General features: G+C 73.8%; 23 protein-coding genes. 13 read left to right on the top strand and 10 right to left on the bottom strand.

What is annotated here, in order from left to right:
* Positions 1-108: 108 nt before the first annotated feature.
* Positions 109-918, top strand: coding sequence for a hypothetical protein (locus tag O7617_RS01765; RefSeq protein ID WP_282261031.1), 810 nt, complete (start codon positions 109-111; stop codon positions 916-918).
* 101 nt (positions 919-1,019) lie between these two features.
* Here O7617_RS01765 and O7617_RS01760 read toward each other — a convergent pair whose 3' ends face one another.
* Positions 1,020-1,373, bottom strand: a complete 354-nt coding sequence (locus O7617_RS01760; protein ID WP_282261030.1) for a DUF6401 family natural product biosynthesis protein — start codon at positions 1,371-1,373, stop codon at positions 1,020-1,022.
* A 163-nt stretch (positions 1,374-1,536) separates the two neighbouring features.
* Between O7617_RS01760 and O7617_RS01755 the strand changes: the two genes are divergently transcribed.
* A complete protein-coding gene (locus O7617_RS01755; protein WP_282261028.1) occupies positions 1,537-2,028 on the top strand; it encodes a hypothetical protein in 492 nt (163 codons plus the stop codon).
* Here O7617_RS01755 and O7617_RS01750 read toward each other — a convergent pair.
* A complete protein-coding gene (locus tag O7617_RS01750) occupies positions 2,025-2,234 on the bottom strand; it encodes a hypothetical protein (RefSeq protein ID WP_088990443.1) in 210 nt (69 codons plus the stop codon). The two genes, O7617_RS01755 and O7617_RS01750, sit on opposite strands and share 4 nt — an antisense overlap.
* Positions 2,235-2,391: 157 nt before the next feature.
* Between O7617_RS01750 and O7617_RS01745 the strand changes: the two genes are divergently transcribed.
* Positions 2,392-3,684 carry an MFS transporter gene (locus tag O7617_RS01745; RefSeq protein WP_282261026.1) on the top strand — a complete coding sequence of 431 codons (1,293 nt, stop codon included), beginning with the start codon at positions 2,392-2,394 and terminating at the stop codon, positions 3,682-3,684.
* Here the strand turns inward: O7617_RS01745 and O7617_RS01740 are convergent.
* From O7617_RS01740 to O7617_RS01725, 4 genes are all read right to left on the bottom strand, one after another.
* The gene (locus tag O7617_RS01740; RefSeq protein ID WP_282261025.1) at positions 3,642-3,902 is read right to left on the bottom strand and encodes a hypothetical protein; all 261 of its coding nucleotides are present in this window, start codon (positions 3,900-3,902) and stop codon (positions 3,642-3,644) included. The genes O7617_RS01745 and O7617_RS01740 overlap by 43 nt on opposite strands.
* A gap of 109 nt (positions 3,903-4,011) precedes the next feature.
* Positions 4,012-4,473, bottom strand: a complete 462-nt coding sequence (locus tag O7617_RS01735) for an SRPBCC family protein (RefSeq protein WP_088990440.1) — start codon at positions 4,471-4,473, stop codon at positions 4,012-4,014.
* Positions 4,474-4,524: 51 nt separating this feature from the next.
* Positions 4,525-4,941, bottom strand: coding sequence for a DUF2795 domain-containing protein (locus O7617_RS01730; protein WP_203149384.1), 417 nt, complete (start codon positions 4,939-4,941; stop codon positions 4,525-4,527).
* A gap of 90 nt (positions 4,942-5,031) precedes the next feature.
* Positions 5,032-6,018 (bottom strand): YihY/virulence factor BrkB family protein, encoded by a 987-nt coding sequence (locus O7617_RS01725; protein WP_282261023.1) that lies wholly within the window; start codon positions 6,016-6,018, stop codon positions 5,032-5,034.
* Positions 6,019-6,191: 173 nt separating this feature from the next.
* Between O7617_RS01725 and O7617_RS01720 the strand changes: the two genes are divergently transcribed.
* Complete coding sequence (locus O7617_RS01720; RefSeq protein ID WP_282261022.1) at positions 6,192-6,593, top strand: ChaB family protein; 402 nt, start codon at positions 6,192-6,194, stop codon at positions 6,591-6,593.
* Positions 6,594-6,647: 54 nt separating this feature from the next.
* Here O7617_RS01720 and O7617_RS01715 read toward each other — a convergent pair whose 3' ends face one another.
* A complete protein-coding gene (locus O7617_RS01715; protein ID WP_282261020.1) occupies positions 6,648-8,081 on the bottom strand; it encodes an aldehyde dehydrogenase family protein in 1,434 nt (477 codons plus the stop codon).
* Positions 8,082-8,153: 72 nt separating this feature from the next.
* On the opposite strand from O7617_RS01715, the gene O7617_RS01710 reads away from it, so the two are divergent.
* Complete coding sequence (locus tag O7617_RS01710; protein ID WP_282261019.1) at positions 8,154-9,761, top strand: NAD(P)/FAD-dependent oxidoreductase; 1,608 nt, start codon at positions 8,154-8,156, stop codon at positions 9,759-9,761.
* 279 nt (positions 9,762-10,040) lie between these two features.
* Here O7617_RS01710 and O7617_RS01705 read toward each other — a convergent pair whose 3' ends face one another.
* From O7617_RS01705 to O7617_RS01695, 3 genes are all read right to left on the bottom strand, one after another.
* Entirely contained in the window at positions 10,041-10,808 is a 768-nt protein-coding gene (locus O7617_RS01705; protein WP_282261018.1) for a polyprenol monophosphomannose synthase, read from the bottom strand.
* A 188-nt stretch (positions 10,809-10,996) separates the two neighbouring features.
* On the bottom strand, positions 10,997-11,998 hold the full coding sequence (locus tag O7617_RS01700) for an SDR family oxidoreductase (RefSeq protein WP_282261016.1): 1,002 nt from the start codon (positions 11,996-11,998) through the stop codon (positions 10,997-10,999).
* A 2-nt stretch (positions 11,999-12,000) separates the two neighbouring features.
* Positions 12,001-12,423 carry an SRPBCC family protein gene (locus O7617_RS01695; protein WP_348774165.1) on the bottom strand — a complete coding sequence of 141 codons (423 nt, stop codon included), beginning with the start codon at positions 12,421-12,423 and terminating at the stop codon, positions 12,001-12,003.
* A 171-nt stretch (positions 12,424-12,594) separates the two neighbouring features.
* Between O7617_RS01695 and O7617_RS01690 the strand changes: the two genes are divergently transcribed.
* The 8 genes from O7617_RS01690 to O7617_RS01655 are packed head-to-tail and all read left to right on the top strand — an operon-like array spanning position 12,595 to position 21,231.
* Positions 12,595-14,283: an HAD-IIIA family hydrolase gene (locus O7617_RS01690; RefSeq protein WP_282261014.1), complete on the top strand. Its 1,689-nt coding sequence runs from the start codon at positions 12,595-12,597 to the stop codon at positions 14,281-14,283.
* The gene (locus O7617_RS01685; RefSeq protein WP_282261011.1) at positions 14,280-15,254 is read left to right on the top strand and encodes a glycosyltransferase; all 975 of its coding nucleotides are present in this window, start codon (positions 14,280-14,282) and stop codon (positions 15,252-15,254) included. Before O7617_RS01690 ends, O7617_RS01685 begins: the two co-directional genes overlap by 4 nt.
* Positions 15,239-16,456 (top strand): glycosyltransferase, encoded by a 1,218-nt coding sequence (locus O7617_RS01680; protein ID WP_282261010.1) that lies wholly within the window; start codon positions 15,239-15,241, stop codon positions 16,454-16,456. Before O7617_RS01685 ends, O7617_RS01680 begins: the two co-directional genes overlap by 16 nt.
* The gene (locus O7617_RS01675; RefSeq protein WP_282264605.1) at positions 16,453-17,145 is read left to right on the top strand and encodes an SIS domain-containing protein; all 693 of its coding nucleotides are present in this window, start codon (positions 16,453-16,455) and stop codon (positions 17,143-17,145) included. Before O7617_RS01680 ends, O7617_RS01675 begins: the two co-directional genes overlap by 4 nt.
* A gap of 16 nt (positions 17,146-17,161) precedes the next feature.
* A complete protein-coding gene (locus O7617_RS01670) occupies positions 17,162-18,616 on the top strand; it encodes a PfkB family carbohydrate kinase (RefSeq protein WP_282261009.1) in 1,455 nt (484 codons plus the stop codon).
* Positions 18,613-19,314: an SDR family oxidoreductase gene (locus O7617_RS01665; RefSeq protein WP_282261007.1), complete on the top strand. Its 702-nt coding sequence runs from the start codon at positions 18,613-18,615 to the stop codon at positions 19,312-19,314. Before O7617_RS01670 ends, O7617_RS01665 begins: the two co-directional genes overlap by 4 nt.
* Positions 19,311-20,264 carry a glycosyltransferase family 9 protein gene (locus tag O7617_RS01660; protein WP_282261005.1) on the top strand — a complete coding sequence of 318 codons (954 nt, stop codon included), beginning with the start codon at positions 19,311-19,313 and terminating at the stop codon, positions 20,262-20,264. Before O7617_RS01665 ends, O7617_RS01660 begins: the two co-directional genes overlap by 4 nt.
* Positions 20,248-21,231 (top strand): DNA topoisomerase IB, encoded by a 984-nt coding sequence (locus O7617_RS01655; RefSeq protein ID WP_282261004.1) that lies wholly within the window; start codon positions 20,248-20,250, stop codon positions 21,229-21,231. Before O7617_RS01660 ends, O7617_RS01655 begins: the two co-directional genes overlap by 17 nt.
* Positions 21,232-21,375 lie beyond the last annotated feature (144 nt).

Raw genomic sequence — 21,375 nt, 5'->3', positions numbered from 1 at the left:
AGGGCCCCTGTCGGGTGGCTTGTCGTAAAAATGTCGGCGCTCCTCGCGGACTGCCGCACCGGTTGCCGGGTATGCGCCCGGCGCAGTCCATGCGACAGGAGGGACATCATGCTGAAAACCCTCGCGGTCCGGCAGGCCGACATCGGCGATGCCATCGCCGACACCTGGAGGTCAGTGCTGCTCTTCATCCCGAAGGCAGTGGCCTTCATCGTCATCCTCGTGGTCGGCTGGCTGATCGCCAGAGCCGTCCTCAAGATCGTGGATTCGGTGCTGGAACGGGTGCGCTTCGACCAAGCGGTCGAACGCGGCGGGATCAAACGGGCCCTGGAGAGAACGAAGTACGACGCCAGCGACATCCTGGCCAGACTCGCGTACTACGCCGTACTGCTGTTCACGCTCCAGTTCGCCTTCGGAGTCTGGGGACCCAACGCGATCAGTGACCTGATCAGCGGCGTGGTGGCCTGGCTGCCGCGTGCGTTCATCGCGATCGTCATCGTGGTGGTGGCGGCCGCGATCGCCAACGCCGTCCGGGATCTGGTCACCGGCGCGCTGGGAGGGCTCTCGTACGGCAAGGTGCTGGCCGACCTGACGGCGATCTTCATCATCGCTCTCGGTGTGATCGCCGCGCTGAACCAGGTGGGTATCGCCACCACGGTGACGACCCCGGTGCTGATCGCGGTGCTCGCCACGGTGGCCGGCATCCTGATCGTCGGTGTCGGTGGTGGTCTGGTGAAGCCGATGCAGAACCGTTGGGACGGTTGGCTGCGTCGGGCGGCCGAGGAGGCGCGGGCGGTGCAGCAGCAGCGTGCGGCGACGACGGCCGGGCGCAGCGACGTGGAGCGGCAGATGGCCGACCGCGGCGGCGATCGTACCCAGGCGATGCCTCGGGTGGACGAAGCCCAGCAGTACCGCTCGTAGGCGGGCGGAACGGCACGGCTGGTGGGGAGGGTGTTCCGCGGACGACGCGGCACGCCCTCCTCGCGCCGTACCCGGGCGGTGGCCGCCGGGCCGGCCGGCCGTCAGGCCCGGTCGAGCGAGCGGGCCAACGCGCAGACCGCGAGTAGTCGGGTGAGCAGCCACTCCGGGTGGCTCCAGTCCACCGGCCCGGCCGGTGGCGTCCACCCGTGCTCCAGGGCGGCCGTGCGGACCCCCTCGGCGTAGCCGGCGAGCATCGCCTCGCTCAGCGGTCGGCGGTCCCCGTCGAGACTGTCCCGCACGGCGGCCGCGTGCTGGTCGACGAGGGCGAGCAGCCCCGGTCGCGCGGCAGCGGCGGCGAGGCCGACGGTGCCCACGGAGACGGTGAGGGCGGCCAGGGTGTACCGCGCCGAGTCGACGGCGGTACGGGAGGCGACCCGGGTGAACGGCACACGCATGGTGACCGAGGCTAACCGACGGGTGACAGCGTCGACCTCGGCCGGTCGGCGGATGTCGGCTACGCCACCGGACGACCGGGTGCTGACCGTGGGGGTTGATCCGGCACAGACGGGGCAGCAGGAACAGCACCCGCAGACGGCGGCATACGGCACGGAGGCACGAATGGCACAGCAGGTGGACGGTCCGGACGAGCGGCACCGGCGGCCGGCCGGCGTGAGCGACGCGACGGTCGCCGCGCTCGGCAAGCTCAGCGAGGCGTTGGAGTGCGTGGAGCGGGCCCGGGGGCACCTGTACTCGATGCACCAGTTGATCGGGCACGCCGACCTGATGCTCGACGACGCGGTGGAGCAGTTCCGCGCCGCCGGGCATCCGCGAATCGCCGAGCGGATCGGCACCCAGCTGCGGGGTCGCAACGTCATCGCCGGGCGGTGGACGTTCCAGATCGTCGAGGACTTCGACGACGGTTACCACGCGCTGTTCCGGGAGCTGGACCGACAGGCCCGGGACGAGTTGGTGGGCGGGCGACGGCACCTCTACGAGGCGGAGATGAAGGAGCGCCGCCGCAGCCCGGGTCGGCCGGGACACGAAGCCCGGCCGAGCGAGACGAACTGGTCGCCGGCCGGTCGCGTCGGCCGGGCGGGCGAGACGAACTAGTCGCCGGTCGCGTCGGCCGGGCGACGCCGCGCCGCGTCGTCGGCGATGATCACGACGGCCACCATCAGTGCGACACAGAGGCTGAACAGCCACGACTCGTCGGCGACGAGCCAGGCGGACACGGGCGCCTGCAGCGCGGCGAGCAGGAAACCGAGCCAGGCGAGCCGGCGCTGACGCGGGGAGAGAACTCCGGAGCCTTGATGCATCCCGAAATTCTTACGCGAACACGCCGGATTGCCGTCCTCCGATCGGCCGATTCTGGATGAGCTGTCCGTTTTCTCGACCGTCCGGACACGACTTCTTTCCGCAGCGGGCGACCGGGTGCCGACCGCGCTAGGGTGCCCTGCGGCAGGATGGTGTCTCGTGTCCACCACGCCATCACGCCCCCGCGCCGCACTGCTCCTGCTGGCCTACCTCGGTTTCGTCAGCCTCGGCCTGCCGGACAGCCTGCTCGGTGTGGGCTGGCCCTCGATCCGGAGCGACTTCGACGTACCGACCGAGGCGGTCGGATGGGTGCTCACCGCCGGCACGGTCGGTTATCTCACCTCCAGCGTGCTGGCCGGGTTCACGTTGGCCCGGGTCGGCGTGGGCGTCCTGCTCGCCGGGAGCACACTGCTGGCCAGCCTGGCGCTGACCGGGTACGCGGTGAGCCCGACGCTGGCCGTGTTCGTGGGCTGTGCGCTGCTGGTCGGGCTGGGGTCGGGCGCTGTCGACTCCGGGCTCAACGCGTACGCGGCCTCGGCGTTCGGGCCGCGCCACATGAACTGGCTGCACGCCTTCTTCGGTCTGGGCGTGGCCATCGGTCCGCTGATCATGACCGGCGTGCTCAGCGCCGGGCTGGCCTGGCGCTGGGGTTACGGCATCGTGGCCGCCGCCCAACTCGGCCTCGCCGTCGCGTTCGCACTCACCGTGCGGGCCTGGCAACGGGGCGTCCCGGCCGCCACCCCGGTCGGCGACGCCGCCGGACCCGCACCCGCCACGTCGGCGGTCGTCCGGGTTCCGGTCCGGGAGACGCTGCGGATGCCCGCCGTCTGGTCCGGGACGCTCGCCTTCGCGCTGTACGTGGCCATCGAGGTGTCCGCCGGCCTCTGGGCGTTCCTCCTGCTGACCGAGGGGCGCGGGCTGAGCGCGGCGGTGGCCGGCGGCTGCGTCTCCGCGTACTGGTTCAGCCTCTTCGTCGGCCGGATCGTGCAGGGTGTGGTGGCCGAGCGGTTGGGTTCCGGCCTGGTGCTGCGGGCCAGCCTGGCCGGCATGGCGGTGGGCGCGGCGCTGATCGCCGTCCCCGGACCGGCCGTGCTGGCGGTGTGTGGTCTGGTCGTCGTCGGTTTCGCCGCCGCGCCGGTGTTCCCGCTGCTCACCCTCACCACCGCCGACCGGGTCGGCGTGGCGCACGCGGACCGGGCGATCGGACTGCAGATCGGCGCGTCCGGCGTCGGCGCCGCGCTCGTCCCGGCCGGGCTCGGCGTGCTGATCGCCAACACGTCGGTGCAGGTGCTGGGATCGGCCCTGGTGGTGCTCGCGCTGGGGCTGATCGCGCTGTACGAGTGGGGTGCCCGTCGACCCACCGCAAGGCCGCCCGCGCCGGTGGTGCCCGCCCAGCCCGGCGTGGACGATCAGACGTCCGGTCCGGTCCGTCCGGTCGTGGACGGGCGGTAGGCGCGCTGCGGGTCGGTGGCCTCCCGGGTGTTGCCCTGGGCCTGCCCCTCCCGGTCGGACGCGGCCGGCCCGTGCCCGAACGCGGCCTCTTCGCCCGCGTCGTTGCCGGTCACGTCGTCGGACTGCCCGTCGAGGCTGGAACCGGACACGGCCCGTTCCAACTCCTCCAACGGGAGTCGTTCCTCGTCGCGCCACACCCTGATGTCGTCGTCGGTCATGCTCTCAGCCGTACCCGGGCGCGATGATCGCAAACTGTGTCCCGTGGGCGGGCTCGGAGACGGCGATGGCCGCCGGGGATCCGGCGGCCATCGGTGACGCTGTGCGCGGTCACGGCTGCGGGCGGTCCACCGACCCCCGCCAGGCACCGGTCTCCTGACCGCGCCGCTCGATGTACGTCTTGAAGCGCTCCAGGTCGCCCTTGGCGCGCCGGTCGACGATGCCGAGCTTGTCGCCGGCCTGCTCGACCACGCCGTGCGGCTCGAACTCGAGCTGCAGGGTCACCCGGGTCTTGTCCGCGTCGAGCCGGTGGAAGGTCACCACGCCGGCCTGCTGCGTGCCGTCGGTCGAGCGCCACGCGACCCGCTCGTCCGGAAGCTGTTCGGTGATCTCGGCGTCGAACTCGCGCTTCACCCCGGCGATGTCCACCTTCCAGTGGGTCATCGTGTCGGAGAGCTGCCGGACCTCCTGCACACCCTCCATGAACTCGGGGAACTCCTCGAACTGCGTCCACTGGTCGTACGCGGTGCGTACGGGCACGGACACGTCGACATGTTCGGTAACGCCACTCATCAGAGAACCTCCCTCAGTCGCTAATGGTCGTCGGGTCGGGGGGCGACCCGGTCACCAGCGAGTCGTCTCGTTCTTGTTGCCGAGCGCGGCCCACACCTCGGAGACGGTCTGGTAGACGGTGCCCTCGGGTAGCCGTTCCAGTGCCGCCACGATGTCGTCGGGCGCCTCGTTCTCGCGGGCGCTGGCGACGAGCACCAGGCGGTCACCCGGCAGCGCGCTCATCGAGATGAACCGGCCGAGCCGGCTGCGCTGCTCGACGTCCGTCGAACTCATCCCCTGTGGGGTGCCGGTGCGCAGGTCGCCGGCCGGGGCGGTGGTCGTCTCCGGCTGGTCCTCGCCGGCCGGTTCCGGCACCCGCGACTCGTCGACCCGTGAGCCGCCGGTCCCCGGCCCCTGCACGAGGCCGCTGACCTCCTGGCTCATCTGTTCGTCGATCCTCGGTCCGTGCTTGCTGTTGCCACGCTCCATGCCTTCTGCGCTACCCGGCACCCGGGCCGATAAACCGGCACCGGCCCTCGGTCCGGTCGGGGGCCGGACATCCGGGCCGGAAACGGAGGCTCAGTCGTCGGCGGGCTCGCGGGGCGGCAGCACCGGGTCGTCCGGGTCCGGGTCGCCGGCCTGCAACTGCCGTCCGCGCTGCACTTCGGCGTTGATCTGCACCCCGAGCATGAGCGCGGAGTTGCTGAGGTAGAGCCACACCAGGAAGGCGATGGCCGCGCCCAGGCTGCCGTAGGTGGTGTTGTACGAGCCGAAGTTCGCCACGTAGAGGCCGAAGCCGAAGGAGACCGCGGCCCAGGAGACCAGGGCCACCGCGCCGCCCGGGGTGAGCCAGCGGAACCGGGGCTGCCGCACGTTCGGCGCGATCCAGAACAGCAGGGACAGCAACACCATCATGATCAGGGCGAGTACTGGCCACTTCGCCACGCTCCACACCGTGCGGGCCAGACCACCGGCGTTGATCAGATCCCCGACCGCGTCGGTGACCGGACCGCTGACGATCAGGCCGAGGGCGACCACCGCGAGCAGCACCAACGTGATCGCCGCCAGGCCGATCTGGAGCGGTCGGAGCTTCCACACCGGGCGGCCCTCGGTCACCCCGTAGACGGCGTTGGAGGCCCGGGTGAACGCGCCGATGAAGCCCGACGCGGACCAGAGCGCGCCGAGCAGGCCGAAGCTCAGCAGCAGCTCGGGATTGCTCTGGTCGAGCACCACGGTCTTGATCACCCCGACCACGCCGCCGTTCTCCGTCGTCAGCACCGACCCGGCGCCCACCTGGTTGGCCAGGTCGACCACCGTGTCCAGGGTCCGCTCCCCGTCGGAGACCAGACCGACGAGCGCCACCACCACGATGGCGGACGGAAAGAGCGCCAGGACGCCGTAGTAGGTGAGCGCGGCGGCCCAGTCGGAGCAGTTGTCGGTGACGAAGTTCTGCACGCTGCGGACCAGCACGCCTCGCCAGGTCCGCCAGCTCAGCTGCCGCATCCGCCGGGGCACCGGAGTGCCCGGGGTGCCGTCGACTGTCGTACCGGGGTCCGTGGTAGTCATGCCCGCTCCCTGCGCCCCGGCCGCCGGATGACCGGTCGTCCGGTCTGGCCTGGACGCGGCGGTACCCCGACGGCGAAATCGGCAAACCCCACCGCCGCTCGGTGCCGCCGGGGTTTGCCGTCGCGTCTCGGGGGAACTCACACAGTCACCCTGTCGACACGGAGGAGGACGAGATGCCCGGGCGCGAAGACCTGCCCAGCACGCTGCGACGCTCCCCGGAGAAGGCGCAGCGCACCTGGGAGAAGACGCACGACTCGGCGGTCGAGACCTACGGCGAGGGGGAGCGGTCGCACCGGACCGCCTTCGCCGCGGTGAAGCACCAGTTCGAGAAGGTGGGCGACCACTGGGAGCCGAAGGGCCGCAAGGGGCCGAGCGACCAGCAGGCCGCCGGCGGCGGACCGGAGCGGCGCGCACCCACCGCCGGTGGGGTGGACGCCAACGCCAGCAAGGACCACCTGATGTCGGTGGCCCGCGAACTGGACGTCCCCGGCCGCTCCAGCATGAACAAGCCGGACCTGGTCAAGGCGATCCAGAAGGCCAACGACCGGGCCACCCGCAAGGCTCGCGGGGACTGACCCGACAGACGACGGTACGGGCGGGCGCACCACCCCTGCGTCCGCCCGTTCCGTTCACCACCGGCCGCCTCCGGGCGCTTCGATGTGCACCGCCTTGGTGGCGGTGAACTCGTCCAGCAGTTCCGGGCCGTACCCGAAGCCCTGTCCGCTGGCGCGGCGCGGATGCGCGGCGCCACCCGGCGCGCCGCCGAACACCGCGTTGACCTTGACGGTGCCGACCGGCAACTCCCGCCAGGCCTGCTGCGCGTGACTCATCGACGGGGTCAACACGGTGGCGGCCAGCCCGAACGGGGAGTCCGCGGCGCAGCGCAGGGCCTCGTCGAACGAGTCGACGACCACCACCGGCGCCACCGGTCCGAACGTCTCCTCGCGGACCAGCGGCATGTCGTGCCGGCAGTCGGTGACCACCGTGGCCGGGTAGAACGCCCCCGGCCCGTCCGGCACCTCGCCGCCGACCCGCACCCGCGCGCCGGCCGCCACCGCCGCCGCCACCTGCCCGTGCACGTGGTCGCGGTGCCGCCGGTCGACCAACGGGCCCAGCTCGGTGCCGGGGTCCCGGCCCGGTCCGACCCGTAGCGCCTCGGCGTGCCGCGTCAGGGCGGCCACGAAGTCCCCGGCCACCTCCCGATGCACGTAGATCCGCTCCACCGCCACGCAGATCTGCCCGGCGTTGGCGAACGCGCCGAGCGCGGCCTGCCCCGCCGCCCACTCCGGGTCGACGCCCGCGTCGACGACCAACGGATCGCTGCCCCCGTTCTCCAGGAGCACCTTCGCACCGGTGCGGGCCGCGGCGGCGGCGATCGCCCGCCCGGTCGCCGTCGAACCCACGTGCGCCACCACGTCGACCTCCTGCGCGGCCAGCGCCGCACCGACCTCCGGACCCCCGGTGAGCAGGGACAGCACGCCCGGCGGCAGCGCCTCGTCCAGCGCCCGGGCCAGCAGCCAACCCGTCGCCGGTGCCCGTTCGCTCGGTTTGTAGAGCACCACGTTGCCGGTCACCAGGGCGGCGCCGAGCAGCCCGCAGGAGACCGCCACCGGGTCGTTCCACGGGGTGATCGCGGCGACCACACCACGCGGCTGCGGGGTCAGGAAGTCCAGCGCGTCGACTCCGCCGTTGAGGGTCCGCCCTCCCCGCAGCGGGGCCAGCTCCGCGTACTGTCGCAGGGTGCCGATGCCCGCCTCGACGCCACCGCGGGCGTCCGCCGACGGCTTGCCCATCTCCGCCGTGACCGCCTCCGCCAGTTCCTCGGTGGCCGCCGCCACCGCGTCCGCGGCCCGGTGCAGCGCCGCCGCCCGTTCGGCCGGCGCGGTCGCCGCCCACGCCGCCGCCGCGTTCCGTGCCGCCTGGGCCGCCTTGCCGACCTCGTCGGCGGTGGCCACCGGCACCGTGCTGACCGGCGCTCCGTCCGCCGGGTCACACACCACGAGTTCACCGCCGTCGCCGCCCGCGCCCCACACCCCGCCCACCAGCTGCGCAACCGTGTACATGCGGCGCTGGATGCCCGGGTCCGCGCGGGACAAACGCGTTTCGCCCGGTTGTACGCCGGGTAGGCGGATCGGATGACCACCACCGCCGCGCAGAGCGCGGACGCCGTCATCGTCGGGGCCGGCCACAACGGTCTGGTGGCGGCCAACCTGCTGGCCGACGCCGGCTGGGAGGTGGTCGTGCTGGAGGCCACCGCCGCGCCCGGCGGCGCGGTCCGCTCCGCCGAGGTCACCGCGCCCGGCTACCTGAGCGACCTCTACAGCTCGTTCTACCCCCTGGGGTACGCGTCACCGGTGCTGACCGGTCTCGACCTGGGTCGGCACGGGCTGTCCTGGCGACACGCGCCGGACGTCCTGGCGCACCTGCTGCCGGACGGCCGAGCCGCGGTGATCAACCGGGACCCGGACGTCACCGCGGCCTCGCTGGAGCAGTTCGCCCCCGGTGACGGCAAGCGCTGGCTCAACGCGTACACCGACTGGGTCGAGGTCGCCGAGCCGATGCTGGACGCGATCACCTCGCCCTTCCCGCCGGTGCGGGGCGGGTTGCGTCTGCTGCGTCGGCTGCGGGTCGCCGGTGCGCTGCGACTGGCCCGACGGCTGGTGGTGCCGGTGCGCAAGCTCGGCGACGAACTCTTCGACGGCCCCGGCGGGCCGGCCCTGCTGGCCGGCTGCGCCCTGCACACCGACCTGTCCCCGGAGGACGCCGGCTCCGGGGTGTACGGCTGGTTGCTGGCCATGCTCGGTCAGCAGATCGGTTGGCCGGTGCCCGAGGGCGGCGCACAGCAGATCACCAACGCGCTGGTGGATCGGTTGCAGGAGCGCGGTGGGGTGGTCCTCTACGGCGCTCACGTCGACCGGGTGCTCACCGCACGGGGCCGGGCGATGGGGGTCCGCACCGTCGGCGGCGCGCTGTGGCGGGCCCGCCGGGCCGTCCTCGCCGACGTGCCGGCGCCGGCGCTCTACCTCGACCTGGTCGGCGCGGCGGCCCTGCCGTCCCGGCTGGTGGAGGATCTGGCGCACTTCCGCTGGGACGGTTCGACGCTGAAGGTGGACTGGGCGCTGTCCGCGCCGGTGCCGTGGACCAACCGGGAGTTGGTCGGCGCCGGCACCGTGCATCTGGGCGCGGACCTGAACGGGTTGACCCGGTACGCGGGCGAGCTGGCCCGCGGCGAACTGCCCCGGGACCCGTTCCTGCTGGTCGGGCAGATGTCCGTGGCCGAGCCGAGGCACTCCCCGCCGGGCACCGAGTCGCTCTGGTCGTACACCCATCTGCCGTTCCGTCGGGGCTGGCGGGCCGAGGACGTCGCCGGCCACGTGCAGCGCATGGAGGACGTGTTGGAGGCGGCGGCCCCGGGTTTCCGGCAGCTCATCGTCGGACGGCACGTGGCGGGGCCGGCCGACCTGGAGAAGGACAACCCGAGCCTGGTCGGCGGCGCGCTCGGCGGTGGCACCGCCGCCGCGTACCAACAGTTGTTCCTGCGCCCGATCCCGGGCCTGGGCCGGGCGGACACCCCGGTGGACCGGCTCTTCCTGGCCAGTGCGTCGGCGCATCCCGGCGGTGGGGTGCACGGCGCGCCCGGCGCGAACGCGGCCCGCGCGGCGCTGGCCCGCGACCGTGCCCTGACCGGCCGGGCCTACGCCGCAGCCATCGCGACGGCCCACCGAGCGGTCTACCCCGACTGACCCGCGCCCCGCTTCCGCGCGCCGCGCGCCGCGCGCCGCGTGCCGCTTCCGCGCGCCGCGCGCCGCGTGCCGCTTCCGCGCGCCGCGTGCCGCCCGCCGCTTCCGCGCCCGCCGCGTCCCGCCCGCAAGATCCGCGCAACTTCCCCGATGTTGCTGCCTCCGAGACGCGGGAAGCAGCAACATCGCTGATGTTGCGCGGATCTTGGGCGTGGCGGCGTGGCGGCGTGGCGGCGTGGCGGCGTGGCGGGGTGGCGGCGTGGCCGGGCGCGCGGGTGGGGTTCAGTTGGTGATGTTGCGGTGCTTGCTGCGCAGGCGGAAGGGCATCAGGGCGCTCTCCACCTTGGTCGCGGTCGTCATCTTGGACGCGCCCTCCTGGCGCTCCTCGAAGCGGATCGGCACCTCCAGGATGGTGTGCCCCAGCTTGGTGGCGAGGTAGTGCATCTCCACCTGGAAGCTGTAGCCGTTGGACTGCACCCGCTTCAGGTCGATGTCCCGCAGCGCGTCGGCTCGCCAGATCTTGAAGCCGGCGGTCAGGTCGCGGATGCGCACCCGCAGCAGGGTGTGCACGTAGAGGTTCGCCCAGCCGCTGAGCGCCCGGCGGTACAGCGGCCAGTTCTCGTCCAGCTCGCCACCCGGCACGTAACGGGAACCGATCACCACGCTGGCCTGGGTGGAGAGCAGCGCGCCCAGCATGCCCGGCAGTGCCTCCGGCGGGTGCGACAGGTCGGCGTCCATCTGCGCCACGTACTCGGCGCCGCCCTCGAGCGCCCGCCCCATCCCGTCGACGTACGCCCGGCCGAGGCCCTCCTTGCCGGCACGGTGCACGACCTCGATCCGCTCCGGGTGCTCGATGGCCAGCTTGTCGGCCACGTCACCGGTGCCGTCCGGGGAGTTGTCGTCGGCGACGAGGATGCGCAGGCCGGGCAGCGGCAGTGCGAGTAGCCGCTCCACAAGTGTGGGCAGGTTGCCCGCTTCGTTGTAGGTGGGCACGACGACGGTCAGGCGTACGTCCCGCCACGGCGACGGCAGCTGCACAGGCTCGATCATGCGGACATCCTCGGTTTGCGGACAGGGGGCTCCTGGAAAGGGTATCCAGTTGTCACATTCGGGTTGAAGAGGCACCCCTTCCGGGTGTTGCGGGACCCGATGGACAGCCGTGTCCGATCATCGATCCGCTGGTGGTGGGGTTGCCAGGCCAGCGGCCGTGAGGGCCGGGCCGCGCCGGTCACGGTCGGTCAGCGCCGCAGTCGTGCCGCGGCGGCGAGGGTCAGTGCCGCGACCGTGAGTACGGCACCGGTCAGCGCCGGCTTGTGGGTGCCGACCCAGAGCGCCGCCGAACGGTCGCGGGCCCGGTCGGAGAAGATGCCCGCCGCGCCCCGGTCGGTGTCCTCGTCACCGGGATGGTCGAGATTGTCCCGCCAGGCGGCCGGATCGATCTCCCCGTCGGTCTGCTGGCTGTCGTAGCCGTCGCGGGCCAGCTTCCGGTCGAGCAGCCCGGGGAACAGGATGTCGGCGAGCCGTGCCTGCCACGTCGGGCCGCCCACGTTCAGCTCGCGGGTGCCGCGCTCGGCGGCCCAGACGATGGCTCGGGCGGCCAACTCCGGGGTGAAGATCGGCGGCACCGGCTGTGGATGCCGGGGCAGCCGGGTGCGGACCCAGGAGAACTGCGGGGTGTTGACAGCGGGCAACTGCACCATCGACAGCTTCACCCCCGGGCTGTCGTGCAGCAGTTCGGCGCGCAGCGAGTCGTTGAAACCCTGCACCGCGTGCTTGCTCGCGCAGTACGCCGACTGCAGCGGGATCCCCCGGTAGGCCAACGCGGAGCCCACCTGCACGATCGTGCCCCGCCCGTGCGCCCGCATGTGGCGCAGCGCCGCCAGGGTGCCGTGCACCGTGCCCAGGTAGGTGACCTCGGTGACCCGGCGGAACTCGCGCGCCGGGATCTCCCAGGCGGGCGCGAACACCGACACCATGGCGTTGTTGATCCACAGGTCGATGCCGCCCCACCGGTGCACCACGTCGTCGGCGGCCTGCTGCACCGCTCCCGCGTCAGCCACGTCGACCCGGTAGGCGCGTACGTCGGTCGCGCCGCGCAGCCGGCACTCCCGCTCGGCGGCGGCGAGGCCCGCGTCGCCCCGGGCCAGCAGCGCGAGCCGGGCGCCCCGGGCCGCGTACGCGTGGGCGACGGCCCGACCGACACCGGCGCTCGCTCCGGTCACCACCACGGTCTGCGTCACGGTCACCCCTTCTGTCGGGTGGCGATGTCGGCGAGCCGGTCCAGCGTCTCCCGGTTGCGCAGGTGCAGCACCAGGTCGTTGAGCTTGGTGTGGAGCCAGCGCAGCGGGCCGGCGGCGAAGTCCTCCCCGATGCGCACCCGGGTGGCGTCCTCGCCGACCGGTTCCAGCGTGAAGGCCACTATCGCCTCACCCGCGGGCCAGAGGCCGGCCTTGAGGACGAGCCGGTGCGGCGGTTCGCAGACCAGCACCGTCGAGGCGTCCTGCAGCGAGAACGGCCACGGCCCGGCCCGGTGGTGCAGTCGGCTGCCCACCCGGGGCCAGGTGCCGTCGACGTCGCGCATGTGTGCGGTGCCGACCACCCAGTCGCTGTACGTCCATCCGTCGGCCAGCACGTCGAACACCTGCTGCGGGGGAGCTTGGATCACTTTCTCCACAATCGCCACTGGACTCCCATACCCGCGCCACGGCGGCGCTAACGACCGGCGCGTTAGCTTCTCCGGCGCGACGGGTAAGGCCGACCGGGGCGCCGGAGGTGGCGCTGGCCCACCCCCTCGGCGACGACGTTTACTCCTTCGGGCGCAGGGAACCCGCCGGCTGTGCGACAGGACCAGGAGGAGCCGTATCAGCGCAGGTCAGCCCGGGTGTACGCCGCTGCTGACCGCGCCGGTTCCGCCGGGTCGCGGCACCTGACCGCACGCCCCCGGGGCGTCCTGTACGACGCGGTGCTGCTGGACCGCGACGGCACGCTGATCGAGGACGTCCCGTACAACGGCGACCCGGAGAAGGTGCGACCCGTGCCGGGAGCGCGGGCCGCGCTGGACCGGCTGCGGGCGGCCGGGCTGCGGCTGGCGGTGGTCACGAACCAGTCGGGCCTGGCCCGGGGCTACTTCACCGGGGAGCAGATGCGGGCGGTGCACGCCCGCGTCGAGGAGTTGCTGGGACGGTTCGACGCCTGGCTGGTCTGCCCGCACGACGACGAGGACCGGTGCGACTGCCGCAAGCCGGCACCCGGTCTGGTGCACGCCGCCGCCCGGGAGCTGGGCACCACCGCGTCCCGGTGCGTGCTGGTGGGCGACATCGGCCGGGACGTCGCCGCCGCGCTGGCCGCCGGGGCGACGGGCGTCCTCGTGCCCACTCCGGTGACCCGACCGGAGGAGGTCGCCGCCGCCGGGTGGACGGCCCGTGACCTGCCGGCGGCGGTGGACGAGATCCTGCGCCGTCAACAGGCCGTACGGCCGGCGACCCCGCCCGCCGAGCCGGTACGGACCGCTCTGGTGGTGCGGTCGGACTCGGCGGGGGACGTGCTGGTCACCGGGCCGGCGATCCGCGCGGTCGCGGCCGGGGCGCAGCGGGTGGTGCTGCTGTGCGGGCCGCGGGGGCGCGCCGCCGCCGAACTGCTGCCCGGCGTCGACGAGATCATCGAGCACCCGCTGCCCTGGATCGACAGCACGCCGGGGCCGGTCGACCCGGAGGACATGCGGGGTCTGATCACCCGCCTCCGCGCGGTCGGCGCGGACCAGGCGGTGGTGTTCACCTCGTTCCACCAGTCCGCCCTGCCGCTGGCCCTGCTGCTGCGGATGGCGGGGATCGGCCGGATCGCGGCGATCAGCGACGACTACCCGGGCTCGCTGCTGGACGTCCGGCACCGGGTGCCGGTGGGCGTCCCCGAACCCGAACGCGCCCTCTCCCTCGCCGCCGCCGCCGGCCACCGGCTGCCCGAGGACGACGAACCGGTGCTCCGGCTCCGCCACGACGCCGTGGCGGCGCGTCCGTCCGGTCTCGGCGACCCGGGATACGTGGTACTGCACCCCGGTTCGGCCGCGTCGAGCCGGGCGTGCCCGCCCGAGGTGGCGACCCGGATCGCCGGGGCGCTGACCGCCGCCGGGCACCGGGTGCTGGTCACCGGTGGCCGCGACGAGCGTGACGTCACCGCCCGGGTCGCGGCGGCCGGCGGCGTCGACCTGGGTGGACGAACCGACCTGGCCGGGCTGGCCGGGATCGTGGCGGACGCCGGTGCGGTGGTGGTCGGCAACACCGGGCCGGCGCACCTGGCCGCCGCCGCCGGGGTGCCGGTGGTGAGCCTCTTCGCGCCGACCGTCCCGTTCGGTCAGTGGGGGCCCTACCGGGTGCCCACCGTCCGGCTCGGCGACGCCGCGGCGCCGTGCCGGGACACCCGGGCCGCGAGCTGCCCGGTCCCCGGTCACCCCTGCCTCAGCGGTGTCGACCCGGACGAGGTGGTCGACGCGCTGCGGATGCTAGCCGTCGGTGGTGGTGGCGGCCGATGAACATCCTGCTCTGGCACGTGCACGGGTCCTGGACCACATCGTTCGTGCACGGCGACCACCGCTACCTGATCCCCACCACACCCGACCGCGGCCCGTACGGTCTCGGCCGGGCCCGCACCTACCCCTGGCCGGACAGCGCGGTCGAGGTCACCCCGGAGGATCTACCCGGCACCGACGTCGACGTGGTCATCCTGCAACGGCCCGAGGAGATCGACCGGGTCGAACAGTGGCTGCGTCGCCGCCCCGGACGCGACGTGCCCGCCGTCTACGTCGAGCACAACACCCCGAAGGGCGACGTCCCCAACACCCGGCACCCGATGGCCGACCGCGACGACCTGCTCATCGCCCACGTCACCGGGTTCAACCAGATCTTCTGGGACACCGGCACGACCCGCACCACAGTGGTCGACCACGGCATCGTCACCCCCGCCGTGTCCTACACCGGCGAGTTGGACCGGCTCGCCGTGGTGATCAACGAACCGGTCCGACGCGGCCGGGTCACCGGCACCGATCTGCTTCCCCGGTTCGCCGAGATCGCCCCGCTGGACGTCTTCGGGATGGGCGTCGCCGGGCTGGCCGGCCACCTCGGGTTGCCCGCCGACCGACTGATCAGCCACGACGACGTGCCCCAGCACCGGATGCACGCCGAGCTGGCCCGGCGGCGCGCGTACCTGCACCTGTGCCGGTGGACGTCGCTCGGGCTCAGCCTCATCGAGGCGATGGCGATCGGCATGCCGGTCGTCGCGCTCGCCACCACCGAGGCGGTGATGGCGGTGCCGCCGGAGGCGGGGGCCCTCGCCACCCGGACCGACACCCTGCTCGACGCCGCCCGCCGGTTCATCGACGAACCGGCGACCGCACGTCAGGCCGGAGCGGCGGCGCGGACCGCCGCCCGCGACAGGTACGGCCTCGACCGTTTCCTCGCTGACTGGGACCGGCTGCTGGAGGAGGAAGTATGCGGATCGCGATGATCTCGGAGCACGCCAGCCCGCTCGCCGTCCTCGGAGGGGAGGACGCCGGCGGCCAGAACACGCACGTCGCGGAGTTGTCCGCCGCGCTCGCCGCCGCCGGGCACGAGGTGCGGGTCTACACGCGCCGGGACGCGCCCGACCTGCCGGTGACGGTCCGCAGCCCGGACGGGTACGACGTGGTGCACGTGCCCGCTGGGCCCGCCGAGCCGGTGGCCAAGGACGCGCTGCTGCCGCACATGCGGGAGTTCAGCCGCTGGCTGACCGAGCGCTGGCGGGGCGGGGACTGGGTGCCCGAGGTGATTCACGCGCACTTCTGGATGAGTGGCCTGGCGGCGCTGACCGCCGGTCGGCAGACCGGGGTGCCGGTGGTGCAGACGTACCACGCGTTGGGCACGGTGAAGCGCCGCTACCAGGGGGTGCAGGACACCAGCCCGGCCCGGCGGGTGTCCTACGAGCGCGAGTTGGGTCGCTCGGTGGACCGGATCGTCGCCCAGTGCCGCGACGAGGTGGGCGAACTCGTCCGGATGGGGGTGCCCCGGTCCCGGATGACCGTCGTGCCCTCCGGGGTCAACCTCGCCACGTTCGCCCCGCTCGGACCGGCCGCCGACCGGGAGCCGGGTCGGGCGCGGATCCTTACCGTCGGCCGGCTCGTCGAACGCAAGGGCTTCCAGACCGTGATCCGTGCCATGGCGCTGGTCGCGGACGCCGAGTGCGTGGTCGTCGGCGGCCCGCCCGAAGGGTTGCTGGAGACCGACCCGTACGCCCGGCGGCTGCGGGCCCTCGCCGAGTCGTGCGGGGTGGCCGACCGGGTGCACCTGGTCGGCGCGGTGCCTCGGGAGGAGATGGGCCGCTGGTACCGCTCCGCGGACCTGCTGGTCGCCGCACCCTGGTACGAGCCGTTCGGGTTGACGCCGTTGGAGGCGATGGCCTGCGGTGTGCCGGTCGTCGGCACCGCCGTCGGCGGCATCCGGGACACCGTGGTCGACGGCACGACCGGTGACCTCGTACCGGCGCGGGACCCGCATGCTCTGGCCGCCGCGATCCAGGGGTTGCTCGACGACCGGATCAGGCGTTTCGCGTACGCCACGGCGGCCCGCGAGCGGGCCCGGACCCGGTACTCGTGGGCGGCCACCGCCGAGCGGCTGGTCGAGGTCTACAGCGAGGTGGCCGCCGTCCGTCGGCCGACCCGGGTGGTGGCCTGATGCCGGCGGGTAGCCTGCTCGACACCCACCTGACGAATCTCGCGGCGGCGCTGGTGCCGTACCGGCGGTGTGAGTCGCAGTTGGCGCGCTGGGGTGCCGACCTGGCCCACCGGCTGGCCAACGGGGGTCGGCTGCTGGTCGCCGGCAACGGCGGCAGCGCGGCCGAGGCGCAGCACCTCACCGCGGAGCTGGTCGGCAAGCTCCACGACGACCGGCAGCCGCTGTCGGCGATCGCGCTGCACGCCGAGACGAGCGCGCTCACCGCGATCGCCAACGACTACGGCTACGACGACGTCTACGCCCGGCAGGTGCGCGCCCACGGCCGCCCCGGTGACGTCCTGCTGCTGCTCAGCACCAGCGGGGCCAGCCCCAACCTGGTCCGCGCCGCGCAGGCCGCCCGCGTCGTCGGCGTGACCAGTTGGGCGCTCACCGGGGCCGTCCCCAATCCGCTCGCCGACGCCTGTGACGACGTGCTGGCCGTCGTGTCCGGTGACACCCAGGTCGTCCAGGAGCTGCACCTCGTGACCAGTCACCTGCTGTGCGAGTACCTGGAACAGGAATTGCCCGCCGCGTTGGCCGCGGCCGACGCGGCGGCTGTCATCCGCCGCCTGCCGGGGGAGCCGGGGTCGGTGCGCGCCGGGGTCGACGTGGTGCTCGACGGCGGGGCCGCACAGCAGGTCGACGCGTGAGGATGAGGAGGCAAGCGTGAGGGGACCCGTCGTGGTGCTCGGCGACACCCTGCTCGACCGGGACGTGGAGGGGGTGGTGAACCGTCTCTGCCCGGACTCCCCGGTGCCGGTGCTCGACGAGACCTCGGCCGTCGACCGGCCCGGTGGCGCCGGTCTGGCCGCCGTGTTCGCCGCCGCGCGGGGCGCCGAGGTGGTGTTGGTGACCGCGCTCGCCGACGACGCCGGTGGCGCCCGCCTGAGCGCGCTGCTCGCCGCCGCCGGCGTCCAGGTGTACCCGCTGGCCCTGCCCGGTGCGACGCCGGAGAAGATCCGGCTCCGGGCTCGGGGCCGGGTGCTGCTGCGGCACGACCGAGGAGGCGCGTCCGGGGATCCCGGCGAACCGTCCGAGGAGGTTCTCCGGGTGATCGGCTCGGCGTCGGCGGTGCTGGTCAGCGACTACGGCCGGGGGGTGGCCCGGCAGCCCGCGCTGCGCGACGCGTTGGCCGCGACCCGTGCGCCGGTGGTGTGGGATCCGCACCCGCGTGGCCCGGAGGCGGTGCCGGGCGTGCACCTGGCCACCCCGAACGAGTCGGAGGTACGCGAGCTGGTCCCGGCGGTGCCCGGCGCGTCCCGGCTGGCCACCGCGTCGCGGGGGGCGCAGGGGCTGCGGCGGCGCTGGCGGGCCGGCGCGGTGGCGGTGACGTTGGGCGGCGACGGCGCGCTGCTCTGTCACGCCGGGTCGACGCCGCTCGTGGTGCCGACACCGGGCAGCGCCGAGGGGGACACCTGCGGGGCCGGCGACCGGTTCGCGGCTGCCGCCAGCCTCGCCCTGGCCGAGGGTGCGCTGGTCTCCGAGGCGGTGCAGGCGGCGGTCGCCGAGGCGTCCAGGTTCGTGGCGGGTGGGGGAGTGGCCGCGGCGCTGCCGACCGATCTGGCGCCCGCGCGGAGCGCGCCCGCCCGGGGAGCCCTCCGAGCGCTACCGAGAGGCGTCGTGGCGAGCGATCGGGTGGGAGTCGCCGCGGTGGCAAACCTCCTGCAGGAGGTACGCGCCGCAGGTGGCACGGTGGTGGCGACCGGCGGTTGCTTCGACCTCCTGCACGCCGGGCACGTGGCCACCCTGCAGGCCGCGCGGCAGCTCGGCGACTGCCTGATCGTCTGCCTGAACTCCGACGCCAGCGTGGCCGGGTTGAAGGGCCCGGACCGGCCGGTGATGTCCGAGGATGACCGCAGTCGGGTGCTCACCGCTCTGAGCTGCGTCGACGCCGTCCTCGTCTTCGACGAGCCGACTCCGGACGCGGCGTTGTCCTGGGTACGCCCCGACATCTGGGTGAAGGGCGGCGACTACGCCACCGGCGGCGGGGACGACGCGACGACCCTTCCGGAGGCGGAGGTGCTGCGCCGGTGGGGTGGGAACACGGTGGTGGTGCCCTACCTGGACGGTCGGTCCACCACCGACATGATCGTCCGTACGCTCGCGGAGCGGACCCGATGACCGCCACGCGGCAGGGAGCCGGGCCGACGGTCCTGGTCACCGGCGGCGCGAGCGGGCTCGGCGCGGCGGTGGTCGCGGCGGTGGCCGCGTCCGGTGGTCGACCGGTCGTGCTGGACCGGCAGGCACCGGCCGACGGGGTGTCCTGGACCGAGTGCGACCTCGCCGACACGCGGGCCGCCGAGGTGGCCACCCGGCACCTCGCCGAGCAGGCCGGCGGCCTGGACGCGGTGGTCACCGCCGCCGGCATGGACGTGCCCGGTCGACTCCTCGACGTGCCGGGGGAGACCTGGGATCGGATCGTCGCGGTCGACCTGCTGGCCACCGCGGCGGTGATCCGGGCCGCGTTGCCGTTCCTGCTGACGTCGCGGGGTCGCATCGTCACGGTCGCCAGCACCCTGGGGGTCAAGGCGGTCAGCGACGCCACCGCGTACTGCGCGGCGAAGTTCGGCGTGGTGGGCTTCACCCGTGCCCTCGCCGCCGAACTCGCCGGTCAGGTCGGCGTCACGCTGCTCATTCCGGGTGGGATGCGCACCGCGTTCTTCGACGAGCGCGATCCGCAGTACAAGCCGGGACCGGACGCGATCCTCAACGACCCCGTCGACACCGCTGCCGCGATCATGTTCGCGTTGAACCAGCCTCCCGGCTGCGCGGTGCGCGAGCTGGTGGTCTGCGCCGAGCAGGAGACGTCGTACCCGTGATCCTCGTGCTGCGCGCCCTCGGCGTCGGCGACCTGGTGACCGCGGTGCCCGCCCTGCGGGCGCTGCGGGCGGCGTACCCCTCCCAGGAGCTGGCGCTCGCCGCGCCCGCCGGGTTGGCTCCGCTCGTCGACCTGGTCGGCGGCGTGGACCGGCTGGTGGACACCGCCGGGTTGGACCGGCCCGTCCGGGTCGGTTCGGTCCCGCAGGTCGCTGTCAACCTGCACGGCCGCGGTCCGCAGTCGCACCGGTCGCTCGCGGCCACCCGACCCGGTCGGCTGCTCGCCTTCGCCAACCCGGATGCCGGCCACGCCGACGGTCCGCAGTGGTCCGACGACGAGCACGAGGTGGACCGGTGGTGCCGGCTGTTGTCCTGGTACGACGTCGCGGCCGACCGGGCCGACCTCGGCCTGCGCCGCCCCGCTGTGACCGGGCTGCCCACCGGTGTGACGGTGCTGCATCCCGGCAGCAAGATCCCCGCCAAGCGGTGGCCGGCCGAGCGGTTCGCCGCGCTGGCCCGGGCATTGACCGACCAGGGGCACCGGGTGCTGCTCACCGGCTCGGCCGACGAACGGGCCCTGACGGCCCGGGTGGCCGAGGCGGCGGGCCTGGGGTCCGACGCCGTGCTGGCCGGCCGGACCGACCTCGGCACGCTCGCCGCGCTGGTGGCCGACGCCCGGCTGGTGGTCAGCGGGGACACCGGGGTGGCTCATCTGGCCACCGGGTATGGCACCGCGTCGGTGGTCCTCTTCGGGCCGGTGCCACCGGCGCACTGGGGACCGCCGCCGGACCGGCCCCGGCACCGGGTGCTCTGGGTCGGCGAGGGGGATTGGCCCAGGTGGGATGGGGTAGGAAGCCACCCGACGATGGCGGCGCTGCGTCTCGACGAGGTGCTGGCCGCCGTTGCTGAGGTGGAGAGGGTGGTGCGGGTCTCCGGTGCGGTTGCGGCGTAGTGACCCGGGACGACCGGGGTACGGACGGCGTCGGCGCGGGCGGGGCTGGCATTTCGTCGACCCGACCGGCGCTCCGGTCCGGGACGCGGAGGTCCTGGCCCGGCTGCGGGACTTGGTCATCCCTCCGGCCTGGCAGGACGTCTGGATCTCGCCGTACCCGAACGGGCACATCCAGGCGATCGGGATCGACGCGGCCGGACGCAAGCAGTACGTCTACCACCCACGGTGGCGGGAGAAGCAGGACGAGGCGAAGTTCGACCACATGCTGGAGGTGGCCCGCCGGCTGCCGGCGCTGCGGGAGCGGGTGGGTCGCGACCTGGACGGCCGGGGGTTGAACCGGGACCGGGTGCTCGCCACGGTGGCCCGCCTGCTGGACATGGGGATGTTCCGGGTGGGCAGCGACCAGTACGCGGCCGGCGACGACCCGACGTACGGGGTGTCCACCCTGCGGCCCGAACACGCCCGGTCGCGGGGCGGCTGCGTCGTCCTGGTGTTCCCGGCGAAGGGCGGCATCGAGCAGGTACGCCGCATCGAGGACCCGGAGTTGTGCCAGGTGCTCGTCAATCTGCGCCGTCGGCGGCGGCGGGCCGACCGGTTGTTCGGCTACTGGGACGGCCGGGACTGGCGGGACGTGCGCAGCGACGAGGTGAACGGCTACCTGCGCGATGCCAGTGGTGGGGAGATGACCGCCAAGGACTTCCGTACCTGGCACGCGACGGTGCTCGCCGCGACCGAGCTGGCCACCGCCGCCCCGGCCCGCTCGGTGACCGCGCGGCGCAGGGCGGTGGTCTCCGTCATGCGTGCGGTGGCCGAGCTGCTGGGCAACACACCGACGGTGGCTCGGGCTTCCTACGTGGATCCGCGGGTGGTGGACCTCTACCACGACGGGGTGGTGGCGTCGGTGGACCCGCAGGCGTCGCGCGAGGAGGCCGAGCGGGTCGTCCTGGAGCTGTTGGAGAAGGCCTGACCGGCCCCGCCGACGATCCTGGGGGGAAGTGGCGGGGCCGGAGACTCGGGCGTGATCGGGCGGCCACCGGGCGGCCGCCCGCCGCGCCTACGCGCGGCGGGCGCCTCGCCACGGCCCCCGTTGGCGGCCCACCGCGAGCGGTCG

It is taken from the genome of Micromonospora sp. WMMD1155 (assembly GCF_029581275.1).
GTDB lineage: Bacteria > Actinomycetota > Actinomycetes > Mycobacteriales > Micromonosporaceae > Micromonospora.
Note: the sequence above shows the minus strand (reverse complement) of the source record. Positions and strands in the feature narration are given on the sequence as shown.